The organism is Photobacterium sp. 270122K (genome assembly GCF_059941365.1).
Window position 1 is genome coordinate 86,180 of the sequence record NZ_JBPOEN010000014.1, and the last position, 18,975, is coordinate 105,154.

General features: G+C 49.0%; 12 protein-coding genes. 9 read left to right on the forward strand and 3 right to left on the reverse strand.

The window, feature by feature from the left end; genetic code table 11:
* The first annotated feature begins 352 nt into the window (after positions 1–352).
* Both ACSF8W_RS21105 and ACSF8W_RS21110 read left to right on the forward strand, forming a co-directional pair.
* Positions 353–3,967, forward strand: a complete 3,615-nt coding sequence (locus ACSF8W_RS21105) for a dockerin type I domain-containing protein (protein WP_500849079.1) — start codon at positions 353–355, stop codon at positions 3,965–3,967.
* A 17-nt stretch (positions 3,968–3,984) separates the two neighbouring features.
* Positions 3,985–4,452, forward strand: a complete 468-nt coding sequence (locus tag ACSF8W_RS21110; RefSeq protein WP_500849080.1) for a hypothetical protein — start codon at positions 3,985–3,987, stop codon at positions 4,450–4,452.
* A gap of 266 nt (positions 4,453–4,718) precedes the next feature.
* On the opposite strand, the gene ACSF8W_RS21115 is transcribed toward ACSF8W_RS21110, so the two are convergent.
* Positions 4,719–6,068, reverse strand: a complete 1,350-nt coding sequence (locus tag ACSF8W_RS21115) for a lytic polysaccharide monooxygenase (protein ID WP_500849081.1) — start codon at positions 6,066–6,068, stop codon at positions 4,719–4,721.
* Positions 6,065–6,220, reverse strand: a complete 156-nt coding sequence (locus tag ACSF8W_RS21120) for a hypothetical protein (protein WP_500849082.1) — start codon at positions 6,218–6,220, stop codon at positions 6,065–6,067. The genes ACSF8W_RS21115 and ACSF8W_RS21120 overlap by 4 nt, the downstream gene beginning before the upstream one ends.
* Positions 6,221–6,535: 315 nt before the next feature.
* On the opposite strand from ACSF8W_RS21120, the gene ACSF8W_RS21125 reads away from it, so the two are divergent.
* The 5 genes from ACSF8W_RS21125 to ACSF8W_RS21145 all read left to right on the forward strand — a co-directional run bounded on the left by ACSF8W_RS21125 (position 6,536) and on the right by ACSF8W_RS21145 (position 14,945).
* Positions 6,536–7,192 carry a YkgJ family cysteine cluster protein gene (locus tag ACSF8W_RS21125; protein ID WP_500849083.1) on the forward strand — a complete coding sequence of 219 codons (657 nt, stop codon included), beginning with the start codon at positions 6,536–6,538 and terminating at the stop codon, positions 7,190–7,192.
* A 675-nt stretch (positions 7,193–7,867) separates the two neighbouring features.
* Complete coding sequence (gene potE / locus ACSF8W_RS21130; protein WP_500849084.1) at positions 7,868–9,205, forward strand: putrescine-ornithine antiporter; 1,338 nt, start codon at positions 7,868–7,870, stop codon at positions 9,203–9,205.
* 270 nt (positions 9,206–9,475) lie between these two features.
* Positions 9,476–11,773 carry an arginine decarboxylase gene (gene adiA, locus ACSF8W_RS21135; protein WP_428475765.1) on the forward strand — a complete coding sequence of 766 codons (2,298 nt, stop codon included), beginning with the start codon at positions 9,476–9,478 and terminating at the stop codon, positions 11,771–11,773.
* A gap of 613 nt (positions 11,774–12,386) precedes the next feature.
* Positions 12,387–13,403, forward strand: a complete 1,017-nt coding sequence (locus ACSF8W_RS21140; protein ID WP_500849085.1) for an HlyD family secretion protein — start codon at positions 12,387–12,389, stop codon at positions 13,401–13,403.
* 12 nt (positions 13,404–13,415) lie between these two features.
* Positions 13,416–14,945 carry an MFS transporter gene (locus tag ACSF8W_RS21145; RefSeq protein WP_500849086.1) on the forward strand — a complete coding sequence of 510 codons (1,530 nt, stop codon included), beginning with the start codon at positions 13,416–13,418 and terminating at the stop codon, positions 14,943–14,945.
* Positions 14,946–15,026: 81 nt separating this feature from the next.
* Here ACSF8W_RS21145 and ACSF8W_RS21150 read toward each other — a convergent pair whose 3' ends face one another.
* Positions 15,027–15,635, reverse strand: a complete 609-nt coding sequence (locus tag ACSF8W_RS21150; protein ID WP_500849087.1) for a TetR/AcrR family transcriptional regulator — start codon at positions 15,633–15,635, stop codon at positions 15,027–15,029.
* Between the two features lie 306 nt (positions 15,636–15,941).
* On the opposite strand from ACSF8W_RS21150, the gene ACSF8W_RS21155 reads away from it, so the two are divergent.
* Complete coding sequence (locus tag ACSF8W_RS21155) at positions 15,942–17,111, forward strand: permease (RefSeq protein ID WP_500849088.1); 1,170 nt, start codon at positions 15,942–15,944, stop codon at positions 17,109–17,111.
* A 548-nt stretch (positions 17,112–17,659) separates the two neighbouring features.
* The gene (locus tag ACSF8W_RS21160; protein WP_500849089.1) at positions 17,660–18,793 is read left to right on the forward strand and encodes a sugar ABC transporter substrate-binding protein; all 1,134 of its coding nucleotides are present in this window, start codon (positions 17,660–17,662) and stop codon (positions 18,791–18,793) included.
* Positions 18,794–18,975 lie beyond the last annotated feature (182 nt).

Here is an 18,975-nt window from a genome sequence, read left to right on the forward strand (position 1 = left end):
TAAGTAAAACAAAGCCTAACCGGCGCGCTTTCCTCTTGTAAGATAAAGCACGCGGTTAGGCTTTTTTGTTACGCTTTCGTATTCTCATCACACCTTCCCTTTTTAGACGTTAAATCGATGTCACTACCAATGGAACTATCATTATTGTCAACATAGTTAATCATATGAATGACAATTATAAGCAAGATATCGCTCGCAACCTTTTGTGAAATGTCGACAGCGTGATTTTATTATTTATAGCTCAGTCCGTTCTTACTGGTTTCATTCCTTTGTTCAATTAACAATCATTTTTTATTCCCCTACTATCTGCCGGTATTAATACACGGAATAGATAACGTCAGAGGAAGAAAACGTGAAACGATCCTACTTATTACCACTCAGTTTGCTATTCGCTCCCCTTGCTATCGCGCAACAAAGCGATTCACTCTCACCACAATACCTTAATGCGGTATCCAACGACCTCGCTGCACTAGAAAGAACCCGCGTAGCAAAAGGCGTTGCCAAAGCAACCGGATCCATTCCAACCGCACCGAACGTACTGAATATCACTGAAATCAGTACCAGTGATTTCCCTGCTGTACAAGGCTTCTTCAGTGTGAGGGATGCAGAAGGTGTCCATGTTCCAGGGTTATCGACCAGTGACTTCAACGTTAACGTTTCACACCCTTCTCTGGCGGCATATCAAGTACCAACCGACCTATTAATCAGTGAACTTGGATCGAGCACATCAAAAGCCGATATTGCTTTTGTGATTGATTCAACAGGTTCAATGTCAGGCGAGATCCGTACAGTCATCAATAACGTGCGATCATTTGTCGATGCACTTTCGGCAGCTGACATTGATTATCGTTTGGCGGGTTTTTCATTCGGCGATGAAGTCCCCTATCGCGGGAAAATAAACTTTACCGAAGATGCAGAATCATTTAAAAGTTGGGTCTCGTCATTGTCAGCCAATGGGGGGAATGACTGGCCAGAAAACCCGCTCGATTCCATTATCGCAGCAGGCACCGAACTTGACTGGCGCCCTGATGCACAGCAAATTGTCATGCTAATTACCGATGCGCCTGCACACGTCGCTGCCGACGGGGGTAACAGTGCAACCACTGCCACTTTCTCACTAGCAGCAATGTCTATCGACAGCCAAACGTTTTATTATTCCTCACCAGAAATACAATATGACTCTTTAGGCAGCAGCTTAAACTGGCCCTTCAATGGGGAGGTGTTGCTCTCCGAACTTGGCGATGCCGTCACCAGTAGCTACCAATTTCGCTTTACCGATCCCGTCGGCCTTTTCGATGGTATGACACGTCAGTTGATGATCACACCGGAAGGATTACCTTACGTTCGTGATACTGCCCCCTATAAACCTGAAACCAACACCCTACGCCTTCCTCTCATTGTAAAAAATAACGACCCAGAACCTCGTAGTATCGAAGGCGCCCAGATCACGGTGATTGATAATGACGGCGATACCAAAACGTACATCAGTGATGCTCTCGGACGCGTTGACCTGGAATTAACCGGCGATAAAACATACCAAGTCACTGCTGGTCTCACCGGTTTTTACGCGCAGCAATCGATGGAAGTTATCACCTCATTTGATGACAGCGGCGATGTTATTCTCGACAAAACGGACCTTCTCTTTAATTTGGCACTACTGACCGTAGAAGACATTAAAGCTGACGTCAGCACGCGTCTAAACAAAATAAAAACGTTTAATCCTGCGGCTCTCTCTGGCTCACCGTTTGAATCTGAAGCGGATAATGCGCTCAACTGGCTTATTACCATTCCAAATACCGCCGACGAAAGTACGGGAGAAGGGCCCTCAGATGCGCAAAAAGAAGGCTTGAAGCGCATGGATATTGCAACAAAAGCACTCGACCTCTCCAATGAATACATCAAAAATGATGTGAATGTCATCGGTGGTAATATTGCGAAAACCGTTACAACATTCCTTGACCTACGCAGCACCTTTGATGATATTCAGGTAGGCTTGATCAGAGCCGCTAATGGCTTAGACCCCGATGCGGCAGACTGGGCAGCAGTACGTTGGTCCTATCAAAAAGTCAAAGATCTGCTCAATTCAACCGCCTCTACTGTCGGTCAATTCTCGACCAGCTTAAGTAATTTATTACTCGATGTCGTCAAAATGAATTTAGATGCCACGCATCACGGCATTATTGATCGACTCAAAGATCTGATTGCTACCGCATCGGCAAACCCTAACTTGCCATTACTTCAGACAGCCGCTCAACAAACCGCGCTGGAAATCCTCATTCCGCTGTATGAGAACGGGGTCGATACCACATTTAATGAATCGATTAATCGTCACTCATCCATCACCACCTCACAAACAGCAGGTGCCCTTGCAACGCAACTTAATCAAGCTAACCTGTCACTCAATGCCATGCTAAAACAGGCAGAAGCGGTCAAAGCAACCCTTGATACCGCGAGCAAGATCAGTGACTACGTCGGTGTTATTGGCGGTGTAACCAGCACAATCAATAATGTCTTTGATATTGTACCGAGTAAGTTCAGTCATACCATTCCGGCACTGGCGACGATAAAAACCGCACTGAGCGCCGTCGATAAAGGCCTAAAAGTGGGTGATATTTCTCTTTCAGCATCCAACTCGGCCTTAGCATCCGCCCATTTCTCCGTACTTGACGCGCAAATTGAAAATGTCATTACGCGTACCTCTACCGGTGCAGTTTCAAGCAAAGTCGCAGAGAGCGCCGCACCACGTTTGTACAACGAGCGTGCACTCGGGCACATACGACATAGCAATGAAGCCTTGCAAAAACACGGTATCCGTCTTTCACAAGATGTTATGACCGAACAATTCCACCAAGCCATTCAGCTCTTAGATAATAATGACACTGAGGCGTTCTTTGACTTCTATGTCAATACTCTCACCCCCTCCATGCTGAATTATCAAAACGATATCGATAGCATGATGACGTATGTGAGCAGTGCCGATCAATTGCAGACACCCAAACCCAGTCACTGGGATGCCCTACGGGCAGATGCGATTGCCGCAGCGATCAAGCTGAAACTCCAAGCCACGAGCAATCAGCTCGCAATCAGTGCGACGTTACTTGAACTGGGGACTGCAGATAGCGAATATGCAGCGCAATTAACACGGCAATTACGTGAGAAGTTAGCGAACTGGCAAGCCGAAAATACCTTACTGACTGTCGATGTAGCACAAGCCCGTTTGGTCGCCAGTGAGTTGGTCGGAACCAAAGGATTAATCAACCTTCAAACGGTAAATATCACCCGTCAACCAGAGGGCGATAATACCCACTTCACTATTGCCGTCACGCTCTCAAATATCGGCGATACAGCGGTGGACTATATCGCTCCAACCATCAGTACTGACTCCTTAACATTGGTCAGTGAAACGTATGGGGACGACACGAAATCTTATGAGAAAGGTGAGCGTTACCAACATCACTTTGTCTACTCCAATGAAAACAATCTAGAGCTCGACAAGCACACCTTGGATATTCAATTAACCCAGCGTGTAGGCTCAACGGACGTTACTGCAAATCAAATTGAGTTTGCTTATATCCCTGTCCTTGACAGTGATGGTGATGGCCTGCCTGATCATATTGAACAAGCACACGGGCTTGACCCGAATAATCCCGCCGATGCATACCAGGATCTGGACGGTGATGGTGTAAACAATACAACGGAATACCAGGTTGGGTTAAATCCAGACGATGCATCATCAAACGGTACCGATAAACCCGATATGGATAACTATATTGAAATGCTGATCCCCGGTGACGTATTGGCTGGCGATGTCAATCAAGACGGTACGGTGGATAGCCTCGACCTTGACCGCTTAATGGCCATGTACGGTATCAGCACGCAAACGGATACTAAGCTCATTCTCGGTGATTTTAACCGTAACGGTAAAATCGACCTCTTTGACATCACTACGTTGAAAAAACTGCAATAATCTAAGGAGAGACAACAATGAGAAAATGCCTCGTTTTACTTACGGCCTTGCTACTCACCGCGTGTAACTCCGACAGTGACACAAATGGTGATCCTAATACTGGTACTGGTGGCGGTGGTGATAAAAACTACAGCGCCAAAACATTAGGCCCAACCACCTTAAATAACACGGTCACTGTTGCTTTCATGGTAACGCCTAACGATACAACTGAATCTGTCACTGCAAACCCAACGGTTAACTTTGATCAGAACAGTGGCCAACTAACCATTGCGCAAGGTACAGGTATCCGCTCAGCAGAAGCCACCTTCTTGCTCACCAATAAACAAACGCTTGATATCACAAGTTGTGGTCATCTTGAAGCGCTGACACAGTCTGATTCAGGGTGTCTTTTGACGGTATCAGCCAGTGATCTTAATCAGGTTTACCTCAGTGGGGTGCAGCTTTTTGACCAACACGGTAATTTGATTAATACGGCGATTCAGTAATACGTGATGTAACCTATCACTCAAAACGCCTCCAACAGGGAGGCGTTTTTATTTCTGCTTTTATTCTCACTGTTGACTGACTTACATCGGGTTTACTTGCGTTTGCCTTTCCATTTATCAATCAGCTTGAACGCGATAAAAAGAATCACGCCAGCGCCGACCAATATCCAAAACACCTGATCGGTATAATCCATCTTATCCTCCAACCAACAGGCGTATCCATGGTGGATACGTTTACCACGCTATCAGTGTATCGCGTCAACAGTTTACCGCTTCACCCATGCATCCTGCCACGACGATCCGTATCCCGGTTCATAATGTGTGGCCGAGTTAATGTTGCACCAGCCACCTTCCGGGAACGGGCGGCACTGATAGGTGTGACCATCTCGTCCAAGCACCACGGTTTCACCGGCCACATAGCCACCGATACCGGTGGGATAAGCATAATCGTACCCCGCCCCGTCGGGCAGTGGCGCCGGTAATGATGTCGGAGGGGGTGTCGGTTTCGTTTCTGGTCGCGTTGGCTTCACCGGCAGGGTATTGTTCCCACCCTGCACCCAAATCGTGCGCTTAATGATCGTTGGCGCATCCTTGGTGTTCAACGGGGTGGCCGTGAACGTCACCGTGTACTGGCCGGCTTGGGTGGCGAGTACCGCCAACGCCGCCCGATCTTTTTTCACCTCATCACTGTCACGGGCAACCACGCGCTGCTGGCGGTTCTTTAGCGCCATATCCACCTTGTAGTCACGGCGAGTTTTCACTGTCACCGCAATCACCGCATGGCCTTCACGGTTTAAGGTGTATTGATCTTTTAAGCCCAGTAAGATCACTGGCACGTAATTGGGCTTGTTCACCGCTGGGGGCTTGGGCCGGGGTAATGGCACTGGTGTCGGCGAAGGTAACACCACAGGAGGTGTCACTATCGTGTCATCGGAACCGCCGTTGCCGTTAAAGCGGATATCACTGCAGTTATAAAAGCCTTCCCCAGCCGGATCGTTACGTTGCCAGCGGGTCACTAACGTCGCGTTGCCGCTTCGTCCAGCAGGCAACGTGACATCAAAGAAAAAATATTGCCCGTTACCTTCTTGCCGAGGCTGAATGTTGCCGTGCGACGCAATCAACTCAAGATCTTGCCAGCGCAACTTAGTGGTCGCCGCGTTAAAGCCGGGTTTGGTAATGTAGACCTGCCAAAAACTGGGAGTATGCGGGGCGGTGCCTCGGTAGCGCAGCGTAAACCTCTCACCTGCGCGCATCGTGGTGCGCTGCCAGTGCGCCGACGGAAGACTCATACCCCGTTTACCGCTATCGCCCCCAGAGCAAATCAATCCGTTAGGTACCGCCCGCTTCACGGCGGCCATGTTGTTGTAATCCGGTACCATGGCGGCGAATTCATTTTTTTGCACAAACTGATAGGAGCCCGAGGCTTTAAACGCGGCGCGGCAAGCGCGGTTTTTAATGCCAGAACCGTCAGCTGCACTCCAATAGCCCCCCGCCTCTTCACAGAAGACTTGGCGCGCTTTGGGGTAATCGGCCCAACCGTGGGCGTGCGCGGCACTGAACGGTAATGCGGTTGCTGATGTCGCCAGCATCGAAAGAAGGATCCATTGCTTTTTCATGCCGTCACCGCCAACACCAACACCAACAGGATCAACGGTGTGGCGTTATGCGCAACACCATCAGAAGGGGAAAAGTGCATGTCTGACGATGCGTGGAAAATGCGAGTACGGGAGACACAGCAAGGTTCAGCGGTTAACGTTAATACAGTCATAGTCACCTTCGGTATACGACGTGAGATCAATTAAAAACATTGTTCAAGAAACACTCACCTTACACCGCTTATCCCATGATGGAATGAAACCCTGACATCAGCAGGCATGAGAAGGCCATTTGTGCGAGAAGACCAACCATCACCTCTTTCTTCTCACACTTGTTTCGCCATAAAAACAGGTGTGAGATCACAGAACCACACCGTATCAAACCCAAAAACAGCGACCTGCCTCGATGTTTTACCCCCTTCCCCCCTTTATACTGACGTAATAGGACGCTTATTTTATGACCACTCGATAACGTTAAGGATGACGCATTGAGATACGTACCCAGTCATAATGATTTACCCAGTAGTGCATTAACCACAGACGCCATTGCACAGCGTATTACCCACTTTTCACGCTTTCCCCACCAACGAGCACCGGAAGCCGTGAAGATCCCCCTGCGATTGCTGGATCATTGGGTACACAGTGATGTGCCCAAATCCCCCCTCGATTTTATCAAACGCTTATACGCCACCGCTGATGCCTACACTGACCACGCTGTCATGCCGTTATCCGTCTGCCGCCAAGGGTGCGCTCACTGCTGCATTAACCGTCCGGTTGAAGTCTCTGCCGCGGAAGCGGTGTACATTCACACGCACACCGCCTTTCGCCTCAACCGCAAAGCCGAGCCGCTAAAAAAATACCTGCCCCCGGTGCGTACCCCATGCCCGTTCCTTAACACCCAGACCGCGCAATGCCACATTTATGCCGTGCGCCCTCTGGCCTGTCGCCTGTTAGCGCGCCTCGATCACTATCAACATTGTGATACCCAATCCCCCACGCAAGGGTTACTGACCATCGATAGCCATATGTACTTTCACGCCATCACGCAGCCGTTACATGACATCAGCCAGCAATTGGGCAGTGCCAACAACATGGCGGCTGTCGCTGAAATCCGGCAGTGGTTCGCTTCGCCGTCCGCAGACTAACCCGACTTTCTGGCGATCCTCTCTGAGGGCGAATACCGCTCACTTAAAACCGAGTGTTTTTTGTACAGCGCAGATTAAAAATGGCTATCTGTTTGCCATGACGACGAAAATTCGCCAAATTCACGAAAAAAAATGACTACATGAATCCTCACTTATTCTGCATAAGCATATTTCAGCATGGTGGCAACGAAAACGTTGCACTCGATGGAAGCTTTCCCTGAACCTGCGTCAAATCCCCCTCTAAGTGTATGAATTTACATACAAGCGTGATTTAAATCACACTTTGTAGGGTTTTATCAAAACCACTGGTCAGATTTGTATAACAATTTGAATAGGCATTTAGATTGGCTCAAAAAAACCGATTCATGCAATGCTTGATTGCATTTTTAGGGTTTTTAAATCATCAAAAATCAATAAGAATACGTCCATCGAATAGAGACACACTTTCTAAACGATTTAGTGAATATATTTTTAATTAAAAAGATATATTCATTAATGGATATATTCACATTGGTAAAACAAGTGAATATCGCTGTAATAAGAGCACATTCGTTATTTCTGAATATCACCAATATCAAATTACCGCCCTTTACTATACAGTCGCCACGGATTAGGCCACTCACCACTAAAGAGAATAAATATTATTCTGTCTCATCTGAATTGAGGGTTAATATAATGTCTTCAGATGCCAATAGTAAAAAAATGGGATTGGTTGGTTTAACCGTCCTTGTTGCTGTAAATATGATGGGCTCCGGTATTATTATGCTACCGGCGAGTTTGGCACAAGTGGGTGCCATTTCAATGTTATCTTGGGTAGTAACAGCATTAGGTGCAATGTGTATTGCTTACACCTTTGCTAAATGTGGTGCTTTCTGTAAGCGTTCCGGCGGTATGTCAGCGTACGCACAAGAAGCACACGGCAAATCTTCTTTCTTTATCTCTTCTTACACCTATTACGTCTGTTTAGTAATTAGCTGTGTAGCAATCGCCGTTTCAGCAGTGGGTTACATCAAACCTTTCATTCCTTGGTTAGATACCCCTGTACACACGTTCTTCGGTGTGTGTGCAATCCTTATTTTCACTATGTTCGCTAACTTTGGCGGCCCAAAAATCACAGGTCAAATCTCAGCATTCACGGTGTGGGGTATCATTCTTCCTGTACTGGGTCTGTCTGTTATCGGTTGGTGGTGGTTTGATCCACAAACATTCATGAGCGCATGGAACCCACACCACGACACCACAATGCACTCTGTTTCTTCTGGTATCGCACTGACATTATGGGCATTCTTGGGTATTGAATCAGCCGGTGCTAACTCTGATGCGGTTGAAAACCCAGAGCGTAACGTACCACTTGCTGTCTTGTTTGGTACGGGTTTCGCAGCGGTCATTTACATTGCCTCTACCGGTGTTATCCAAGGTATTATTCCTAACGCAGAATTGGCTAACTCAACCGCACCGTTTGGTCTTGTATTTAGCCACATGTTCAACCCAACCGTGGGTAACATCGTAACATTGGCAGCGGTTATTGCGTGTATCGGTTCTCTATTAGGTTGGCAGTTCACTAACGCACAAGTATCAAAAGCAGCAGCAGACGAAGGTCTATTCCCTAAAATCTTCGCGAAAACCAACAAAGCGGGCGCACCTATCTTCGGTATGCTTATCATGTTGGCGGCTGAACTAACACTGGCGGTAATGACTATCTCTCCTAACTTGATTAGTCAATTTAACGCCCTGCTTAACCTGGCCGTATTCATCAACATGGTGCCTTACATCTTGTCGATGACAGGCTTAGAAGTTCTACTTCGCAAAAACATGGCGACACAAAAGCAATACCGTTTCGGTGCGATTGTGGGTACGTTAGGTGTGGTTTACAGTATTTACGGTGTCTATGCTTGTGGTGCTGAAGCCGTGTTTGGCGGTACTATCCTGACGCTATTCGGTTATATCTTCTACGGCTTCATTGCAGCACGAGATGTTACCCCTGAAGTCTCAGAACCAAAAGTAAACGCATAATTTTCAAGTCGGTTCCTGTCACTATTTATTGTCATTGCACATGAACCGACAACGTAACACTTAATTAAATGACTGGTCTTAATCTTCATCCTTCTATTAAGGTCAGCCATTTAATTAATAGGTGAATAATAGACACATTCGAGCCACGGTGTTTTCACCGCTCGACATCAATATCAATTAACGTTAACAACTCTGCCTGACCTGTTTATCTCTATCAATATAAGCAAGCCATCCAGCTGAAAAGAACATTGCATATTAGGTATATTTATTATGAGCAACAACTTCAGCAAAATGCGCACTCTGGTTGTAGAGCCGCAAAATATCGATTCAAGCAGCTATGCTGCACGTACTACACAAGCGCTGATTGCAGAGCTAAACGAACGTACCATTGAAATCGTCACGGCAAATTCTTATGAAGATGCGAAAGCCGTTATTCTCGCGACACAAATTGATAGCTTAGTCCTAACGCTGGACAAATCTGAAGAGCAGATCCTTAATTCAAATGAAGAAGTTGACCTGCTAAATACGCTGAAAGAGCGTCAAACTGAAGTCCCTGTTTTCCTACTAGCAGAACGTGCACGTACGTCTATTCTTGCCAACCGCAAGCTTATGGAACGTGTTGACGAATGTTACTCTGTACTTGAAGACACCGCAGACTTCGTGGCTGGCCGTATCGTTGCTGCCATGAAGCGTTACCGCTCACAAGTGCTACCACCGTTCATGAAAGCGATGATGCACTACAACGACATCCATGAATATTCATGGTCTGCGCCAGGTCACCAAGGCGGTATCGGTTTCACTAAGACACCAGCGGGTAACCAGTTCTTCGAATTCTTCGGTGAAAACCTGTTCCGTACCGATATGGGTATCGAACGTGCAGCATTGGGTTCACTGCTTGATCACAGCGGCGCATTCAAAGAAAGCGAAGTGGAAGCAGCGAAAATCTTCGGTGCTCACGAATCTTACTCTGGCATTGTTGGTACATCGGGTTCAAACCGCACCATCATGCAAGCGTGTATGAAAGACGACGACATCGCGATCTGTGACCGTAACTGTCACAAGTCTATCGAACAAGGTTTGATCCTAACCGGTGCGCGTCCAATCTACATGGTACCAAGCCGTAACTGCTACGGTATCATCGGTCCGATCAGCAAAGTACAAATGAGCAAAGAAGGCATTGCCCTTAAAGCGAAAAACGCGGGTATTCCTTTCAACGCTGACGAGAAAAAAGCGGGCTACGCGGTAGTCACTAACTGTACTTACGACGGTCTGTGCTACCACTCAGAAGTGACTGAAGCGCTACTTGGCGAAAGCTCAAGCCGCATTCACATGGATGAAGCATGGTTTGGTTACGCACGCTTTAACCCTATCTACAAGGGTCACTTCGCGATGCGTGGCGATGCGAAAGACCACAAAGGTCCAACCGTATTTGCAACACACTCAACACACAAATTGTTGAACGCCCTGTCTCAGGCATCTTACATTCACGTACGTAACGGTGAAAACGCGATTAACTTCGACCGTTTCAACCAAGCTTACATGATGCACACATCGACTTCACCACTGTACGCTATCTGTGCATCTAACGATGTTGCAGCGAACATGATGAAGGGCGAAAGCGGCCTGTCTTTGACTAACGAAGTGAACCGCGAAGCGATCATCTTCCGTCAAAACATGCGTAAGCTATTCAACGACTACACCAGCGAAAACGACTGGTTCTTCAAACCTTGGAACGCAGAAACCGTTACTGAAATGAACGGCGACAAAGTGAAGTTTGAAGACGCGTCTGTTGAGTCGCTAATGACCATTCAACAGAACTGGAAACTGACTCCAGGCGACAAGTGGCACGGCTTTGACGAAATCGACAACGACTGGTGTATGCTTGACCCAATCAAAGTGAGCTTGCTGACTCCGGGCCTTGACGATAACGGTCAGTTCCTAGAAACCGGTGTACCTGCTGCACTTGTGACTGCCTACCTAGGTCGCTTCGGTATCGTACCAACCCGTACCACTGACTTCCAAGTGATGTTCCTGTTCTCAATGGGTATCACTAAAGGTAAACGTGACACCTTGATCAACACCTTGTTGTCATTCAAGCGTCACTACGATGCGAACGCGGATCTAGAAACGCTACTGCCAGAGCTTGTTGCGTCTTCTCCAGAAACATACAAAGGTCTCGGCCTGCGTGACCTGGGTGACCGTATGTTCCAATACCTAGTCCGTCACAACCCAGCGCAAGTGCTGAACGAAGCATACTCAAGCCTACCTAAGATGGAAGTGAAACCACGTACTGCTTACCAGTTCGTTGTGTCTGACGAGGTTGAGCTAGTGCCATCGGATGAATTGGAAGGCCGCGTTGCCGCGAACTCCGTGATCCCTTACCCACCAGGCATCCCAATGCTAATGGGTGGTGAAAACTTCGGTGATGAAACAAGTCCTCAAATCCAGTATTTGAAAGCACTTGAAGCATGGGACCGCGAATTCCCTGGTTTCGAACACGAAACTGAAGGTGCGGAAATCGAGCACGGTAAATACCACGTGCTTTGTATTAAAGCCGACGCGCTTTAATACAAACCGCAGGTTCATCCTGCCCTATCAGGGTGAACCTGCTCCCCAACTTTACTGATGACTGGCAATGACATCGGTAAAGCGTTTATTCATCGCCAAGGCGACTATCATCAGGGTGGCCATGGCGATGGATACACATTGACTGCCAAAGTATTGCCAAAACACTGTCTTATATTGTCGGCCTGCTGAATGCCGAAGGTAACGGTAGCAACTTACCTACGATCACTTCATTTAGCATTTTCCCACGCCCACCTCATGATGAAGAGGGCGTTTTTTTTATCCCGCTTTTACTGTCCCTCCCCCTATTACTGGCTCCTGCCTCCCCAGCTTGGCTTTTGCTCGTCGTCTTTTCCCTTATTTTCTTTCTTCTTTTTTGCTGATCTTTCTGCTTATCGTCTCGCTGACGCTTTCAGTCGATAGCACACCGCGTAGCCAATGCGGCAGCCTTTGTTGATGTACCTCACACTTTTCCCTTGATCAAAATAAAACTGTACCGTACAGTACGATAAATTCTCAAAAACAGTCAAAGGTAGCGATCAGATCCCGTAAGTCTGTCGGCGTGGCCGATACCACCGACTTCCTGATGATCGCCTTACATACAGGTGCTTTACGCATGAAGAAAAAAGTCATCGCCCTTGCGGCACTCATCGCGCTTTCTGTCGGTGGTTTTACCTACCTTGCGCCCAGTCATGCCATTCACACTGACAATGCTTACATCAAAGCGGATATCACCACGGTCTCGCCACAAGTCGGCGGGCAGGTAGCCACCGTGTTTGTGCAAGATAACCAGTGGGTCACCGCCGGCACGCCCTTGCTTGCCATTGATGATGCCGACTACCAGGCCAATCACGCCATCGCGCAAGCCGCTATCGCCGTCGCGGATGCCGCGCTGGCCAACAATGCTTCACGCCTGACCTTACAGACCGTGAACATTGAACAAGCCAAAGCGGCCATTGCCAGTGCGGAGGCCTACGATAAACAGCAGCGTGCCGACTTCGCGCGTTATCAAAAACTGATCGCCAAAGCCTCAATCAGTCAAACCCAGTTTGATGCGCAGCAAACCCGCACCATTGATGCTAAAGCGAAATTAGACAGTGCCCGCTTGGCGCTGCAAGCTCAGCAGAAAACCTATGATGCCATGCAGTCTGAACGCGCCCAGCTCACGGCACAGCGTCAGCAAGCACAATCGAAACTGACCTTGAGTGATATTGCCCTGAAACGCACCACTGTCTATGCGCCGGTGGATGGCTATGTGGCGCATCGTCAGGTGCAAGCCGGTAAATTTGTCCAACCCGGCATGGGCTTAATCACCTTGGTACCGAGCCATATCTGGCTGGAAGCGAACTTTAAAGAAACCCAACTGACCAACATGGCCCCCGGCCAAGCGGTGGAAGTGACGCTAGACATGTACCCGGACACACCGATCACGGGTACGGTTGAATCTGTTACCCATGCCACCGGCGCGCAGTTCAGCTTGCTGCCGCCCCAAAATGCCACCGGCAACTTTGTCAAAGTGGTACAGCGAGTACCGGTGAAAATCACCCTGCAGTTGCCTACTGACTTGCGCGGCAAAGTCTACCCGGGGCTGTCCGCCAATGTGACCGTAGATACCGCTGCGCCACAGGCGTAACAAGGGGCACGTATGAAACGGTATATGGCGTTAATAGTGGGGGCGGGGCTGAGCATGTTGGCCTTTGGCTTATCCTCAGCCTTGTTTGGTGCCGCCTCCCATGACATAGCAGCCACGCTGGGCTTGTCGCTGGATGAAGTCAGCCTGTTGAATGTCGCCTTCATGGCCATGCAGCTCATCGGCTTTATGATCGCGCCCTTATTACTGCGCAGCGTGGGCAATCGCCGCACCTTGTATGCAGCACTTGGCATGGTGTTTCTGGCCAGCCTCATGCTGATCACCCAACACCACGTCGGGTGGCATCTCGCCGCATGGATGCTTAACGGCTTAGGGGTCAGCTTGCTGTTGATCAGCGTCAACCTGATCGTGCTCAGTGCTTGCTCCTACCGTGCAATGACCTTGATGACAGGGTTTACCCTGACGTTATCGACCCTGCTGCCGATGGGGCTTTACCCGTGGCTGCTGGCCGACATCCTGGAGCACGCACCGTGGCAGACGCTGATCGCCATACAGGCCTGGTGTGTGGCAGCAGCAGGGATCTGGGCGTGGTTATACCCGCCACAGGATCACCCTTTGCCGAGCGTTGCCAAATCTTCACCGTGGGTGTATCTGCTGACAGGCTTAGGATGCAGCGGCATCGTATTTTTGTTAATGCGAGGCAGTCATTACAACTGGTTTGATTTCCCCGACTTTGGCCGCTGGGCACTGATCGCCCTTGCCTGCCTACTCTTCGCGGGAACAATCGTCTGGCACCGTAAACAGCCCGACGGCACAGGTACCCAACACGTGGTCAGCCACATCAAAGCCAATGTGTTTTTGTACAATGCCTTTCTGGCGGGATTTGCCGTGATGGCCAGCGGGGTTTTGTTGAACGGCTTTCTCGGGCAGGTGATGCACTTCAACGCAACCAACAGCGGTTGGGTACAAGCCCCGGCCTTTTTGACCATGTTGATAGGCATGGCGATCAGCTTACTGGCCTGTAATCAGCAAAAAGTGCCGGCCGATGCGATGACGCCATTGGGCGTATTGATGATCCTGATCTCGGTGTATCTGTGCAGTACCTTGCCTAGCAATGCCAGTGCAGAGACGTTGCTGTTGCCGATTGGCTTACGGGGATTTGGGGTGGGATTACTGAATGTTTCCGTGACTATTCTGGTGTTTGCTTATTTCAAGCCAGAACAACGTCCGGAGGGGATTGCCCTGTTCTATTTCATCCGTACCTTGGGGGGATTGATCGGCTCTGCCGTGTTCTCCCGCATCATTCAGGTGAAAAGCGCCCAGTCGATGGCTGAAGCCTCGCGTATGCTGCCGACAGAAAGCGCGGCGTTGCACCAATTTGAACAGCACATCAGTCAGGCACTAATGACGCAAGGGGTGATCCCGAACCCGGCGTTGGCCGCCTCGCAATTGAGCCAACTGATGAAAACTGAAGTCAGCACGCAGGCGCTCAACAATGCCTTTATTGGCTTTTTGATCGCCATCTTCGTGTTAACACCGGTGCTGCTGATCGGCAAAAAGCTCGCGGCCAAAAAAGCGCACTGAATACACGCCTTGTCGCCAAGTTTCACGCTTGGCGACGTCCTACACTCAATACCCTACACCCTGCATCCATCACCGCCTTCCTCACATCCCTTCGCGCTGATACAGCATGAAAAAAGCCTCAACCGCAGCGGTAATTTGCCCGTCTAATGCCGCCTTTTCCGGCAAGGGCTGACCAAGCAGAGCCAAGCTCAAATGATCTTGCTTAAACAGCGCCAACAGTTGTTCACAAGCGCGTTGGGCATCCGGGATCGCCAACGATTGTTGGGCCCACTCACTGTCGAGAAAGCGCACCAGGTTAGCATGGGCTCGGCACGGACCATGCTCCCAAAACGCCTGAGGAATGGTCGGGTGGGCATGAAAATCGTTAGACACAATGCGAAACAAACCCAAAATAGGATTGCTGCATACCAGTTGCAGGTAGTCATGGCCAAATTGCACTAAGGTGGCTTGCAAAGATCGTCCTTCTGTTTCGCTCAGGGCGAAAATGGGATCCACCTTCTTGGTGTTCGCCACCAGCACCGCCTCAAACAACCCTTCTTTATTGGTGAAGTAGCGATATAGCGTCTGCTTAGAGCCGCCGGTTTGCGCGACGATCTGATCCAGCGAGGTTTCTTTGTAGCCCTGCGCCAAAAACAGCTCAGTGGCAATGTCCAGGATCTTGTTTTGTTTTTCGAGGGTGGATGGTCGCATACCGTCTCCTTTATGCCATCAACCTGGCATGCCAACATTTTACTTAAGAAGAGCACTTAATCATGGTGCTCAAGAATACCGTTCAAAAAGCGTACTACTCAGTACGCATAGTTTACCACTCTCGCCGTATTGTGCCGCTGCATTTTAGCCACTTGTGACCAATATTTTTTCTCCATAAAAATCAATTTGATAAAAACAAACCTGTAATTATTTCGACTTTTATCGAAATAATTAATTGACGGCATCCTCTCCCACCTATATATTTCGACACATGTCGAAATGATACCTCTTTTGAAGGTGAGAATAATGAGTCCTGAAATCGTCACAATGATCAAAGATGCAGCAGACATGTTCCTGTTCCTCGCTGCCGAATTAACCGTACTGTTCCTGGTTGTGAGCTACTTGGTGGGGGTACTGCAAGAGTTTCTGACACCGGAAAAAATTCAATCTATTTTGAGTTCACGTAAAGGCAAGGGCTATGTTGTGGCCGCGCTGCTGGGTTCCATTACGCCATTTTGTTCATGCTCAACCATTCCTTTCTTGAAAGGCTTATTACGAGCACGTGCCGGTTTTGGTCCGATGATGGTATTCCTGTTTGCCAGCCCACTGCTTAACCCCGTGATCATCGGTCTGTTTGTGGTGACCTTTGGTTGGAAAGTGGCGATGTTCTACTTCCTTATCGCGATGGTCGTTTCTGTCGTGGCGGGCTTTGTGCTGGAGAAACTGGGCTTTGAACGCTACGTACGCCCTGAAGCCTATGAAATGGCCGATGCTGCATCTGGCTGTGGCACATCGTGTGGTGACAGCAAGCCAGCGGCTGAAAAAGCGCAACCAAAAGCAACATCATGCTGCACAAGTGAAGCCAAACCAGCACCTGCTGCTGCAACGTCATGCTGTACGGCGACAAAACCGGCACCTGCGGCTACCAACTGCTGTGATACCGCGCCAGCCGTCTCGAAACCGGTTATCGCCAAAGCCGTCGCAGCAAGCAGCTGTGGTAACGTAGTGGTCGAAGAGAGCGTTTATGACGAAGCTATCTATGAAGAAAGCACGCCAAAAGCCGACAGCCGTTGGATGCGTATCTGGCGTGCAACATGGAAAGACTTTAAGCAAGTGCTACCGTACTTACTACTGGGTATCTTTATTGGCTCGTTCATCTACGGTTTCATTCCAACCGATTTGATTGCTAAATACGCCGGTGAAGGCAAGTGGTATGCCATCCCAGTCGCTGCGATTATTGGTATCCCACTGTACATTCGAGCTGAAGCGGTGATCCCACTGAGTGCTGCACTGGTACAGAAAGGCATGGCATTGGGTTCAGTAATGGCTCTGATCATCGGTAGCGCCGGTGCGAGTTTAACCGAAGTGATTTTGTTGAAATCTATCTTCAAAAACCAAATGATTGCCGCGTTCCTATTCGTGATTCTGAGCATGGCTATCGGTGCTGGTTACCTTTACACCGTGTTGTTTGGCTAACCCCAACGGGCTGATAGAAAAGAACGGATACAACAATACAAACGCCCCGTCTCCCCCTGAGACGGGGCGTTTTTTATCGTGATTTTTTCTGTATCACGCGATGCGCGCCCTGTCGCTTTACAGTGTAAAACATGAAGCATGATGACCGCCCACCACGCACGATGCATCGCACCAATACACTATCCTTCAGGCCGCTTTACCCAGCAGTGAGTTATGCGCTTTTCACATGCTCATATACCGTTATACGAGATGAAAAATAAATGCTATTACGCTCACGTTTTTGCATTTCTCTTTGGCCCGTATTGACGCACATATCATTGCAGTAGATAACATTTATCTATGTGATATGGCTTTTTTCTATGGCTACCCCCCGTTTTTTGCATTTCACCCTATATCAGCGACCTTCTATGATGAGCCCATAAAGCGTTCTGCTCGGTGTGTTTCAAGACCCGTTTTCAACCGCCCACCGCGCATAACCCATATTGCAGGGATGCCTCCTTAGGAGTGCAGCACCAGAAAACATACTTCGCCCTATCAGGAGAAATACAATGATTAAAAAGTTATCGCTTGCCGTTTCCACCGCCTTATTATTCGCCAATCCAGCCTTGGCCGCAGACAATATCGTCGTGGGTGTCGAAAAACAGTACGTCACGTATTTCACTGAGCTCGCGGAGCAGTTCAACAAAACCCACGATGTGAAAGTGGAAGTGACGGCCACCAGCATGTTCGATCTGATGTCTGCCCTACCGACGCAGAAAGGCAACATCGCTGACTTATTCATGATCCCGAACGACCGTATCGGTGAGCTGGCAGACCAATACCTGATCGCACCGACCAACGTGACCATTAACGGCTACACCGCCGCGGCCACGCAAGCGTCAATGTACAATGACACGGCATACATGGTGCCAATGTCTACCGACACCACCTTGTTCCTGTACAACAAAAAAATGATGGATGCAGCACCTAAAACCCTGAAAGAACTGCCTCCGTCTGACTGGGCGGCGAAATTCACCGACTTCTACTTCACCGGCGGTCTGTTTATGACCAACGGCGGTTACATTTTCAAAGACAACAACCCAGAAGAAATCGGCCTGAGCAATGCCGGTTCAATCAAAGCGGCAAAAGCGGCACAAAGCCTGTATGACAGCGGTGTCAGCCACTGGACGCTTATGCAAGACGACACCGTGGCCTTCGACATCATGATGAAGTACTTCACCGAAGGTAAAGTGAAAGCCATCATCAACGGCCCATGGACCATCGCTGACATTGAAAAAGCAGGCATCGACGTAGGTGCAGCGCCAATCCCAAGCTGGGACGGCAGCCACCCGTACAAAGCCCTGACTGGCACCAAAGGCATGGCGATTAACGGCTACAGTGATCAGAAAGAAACCGCACAAGCCTTCCTCGCTTACCTAGCGACACCTGAGCACGCACAGAAGTGGTACAGCATGACGCGTGAAGTGTCACCAAGCCTGTCTGTGAACTACGCTGAAGGTTCTCTGCACAAAGCGATTTTCGACGCGACTAACATCGGTCAGCCAATGCCAAACATCCCTGAATTCATGAAGGTATGGGGCCCAATGAAGACCGCGCTGGCACAAATCGCCCAAGGCCAAGATGCCAAAGCGGTACTGGATGCCGCCGTCGATACGATTCAGTTCGATATCGAAGACATGTAAGGCCCGCTGTCGTCCTTACACTTACCGCACGGTGTCTGATGCTATCAGGCACCGTGTCGGTGCATCCCTCTCAACATCGTTACGCATGTCGTCATACAGTAGGTAATACATGAGTCAACAATTGGTTTTCTGGCTCTCAATAGTGATACCGGGCAGTGGTCATTTACTACTTCGCCGGACAC

Bases quoted from the DNA above. Each gene is read 5' to 3' on its own strand.
- ACSF8W_RS21155 (WP_500849088.1), top strand. From the start codon at position 15,942: ATGAGTCCTGAAATCGTCACAATGATCAAAGATGCAGCAGACATGTTC.
- ACSF8W_RS21145 (WP_500849086.1), top strand. From the start codon at position 13,416: ATGAAACGGTATATGGCGTTAATAGTGGGGGCGGGGCTGAGCATGTTG.
- ACSF8W_RS21140 (WP_500849085.1), top strand. From the start codon at position 12,387: ATGAAGAAAAAAGTCATCGCCCTTGCGGCACTCATCGCGCTTTCTGTC.
- adiA (WP_428475765.1), top strand. From the start codon at position 9,476: ATGAGCAACAACTTCAGCAAAATGCGCACTCTGGTTGTAGAGCCGCAA.
- ACSF8W_RS21150 (WP_500849087.1), bottom strand. From the start codon at position 15,635: ATGCGACCATCCACCCTCGAAAAACAAAACAAGATCCTGGACATTGCC.
- ACSF8W_RS21160 (WP_500849089.1), top strand. From the start codon at position 17,660: ATGATTAAAAAGTTATCGCTTGCCGTTTCCACCGCCTTATTATTCGCC.
- potE (WP_500849084.1), top strand. From the start codon at position 7,868: ATGTCTTCAGATGCCAATAGTAAAAAAATGGGATTGGTTGGTTTAACC.
- ACSF8W_RS21120 (WP_500849082.1), bottom strand. From the start codon at position 6,220: ATGACTGTATTAACGTTAACCGCTGAACCTTGCTGTGTCTCCCGTACT.
- ACSF8W_RS21110 (WP_500849080.1), top strand. From the start codon at position 3,985: ATGAGAAAATGCCTCGTTTTACTTACGGCCTTGCTACTCACCGCGTGT.
- ACSF8W_RS21115 (WP_500849081.1), bottom strand. From the start codon at position 6,068: ATGAAAAAGCAATGGATCCTTCTTTCGATGCTGGCGACATCAGCAACC.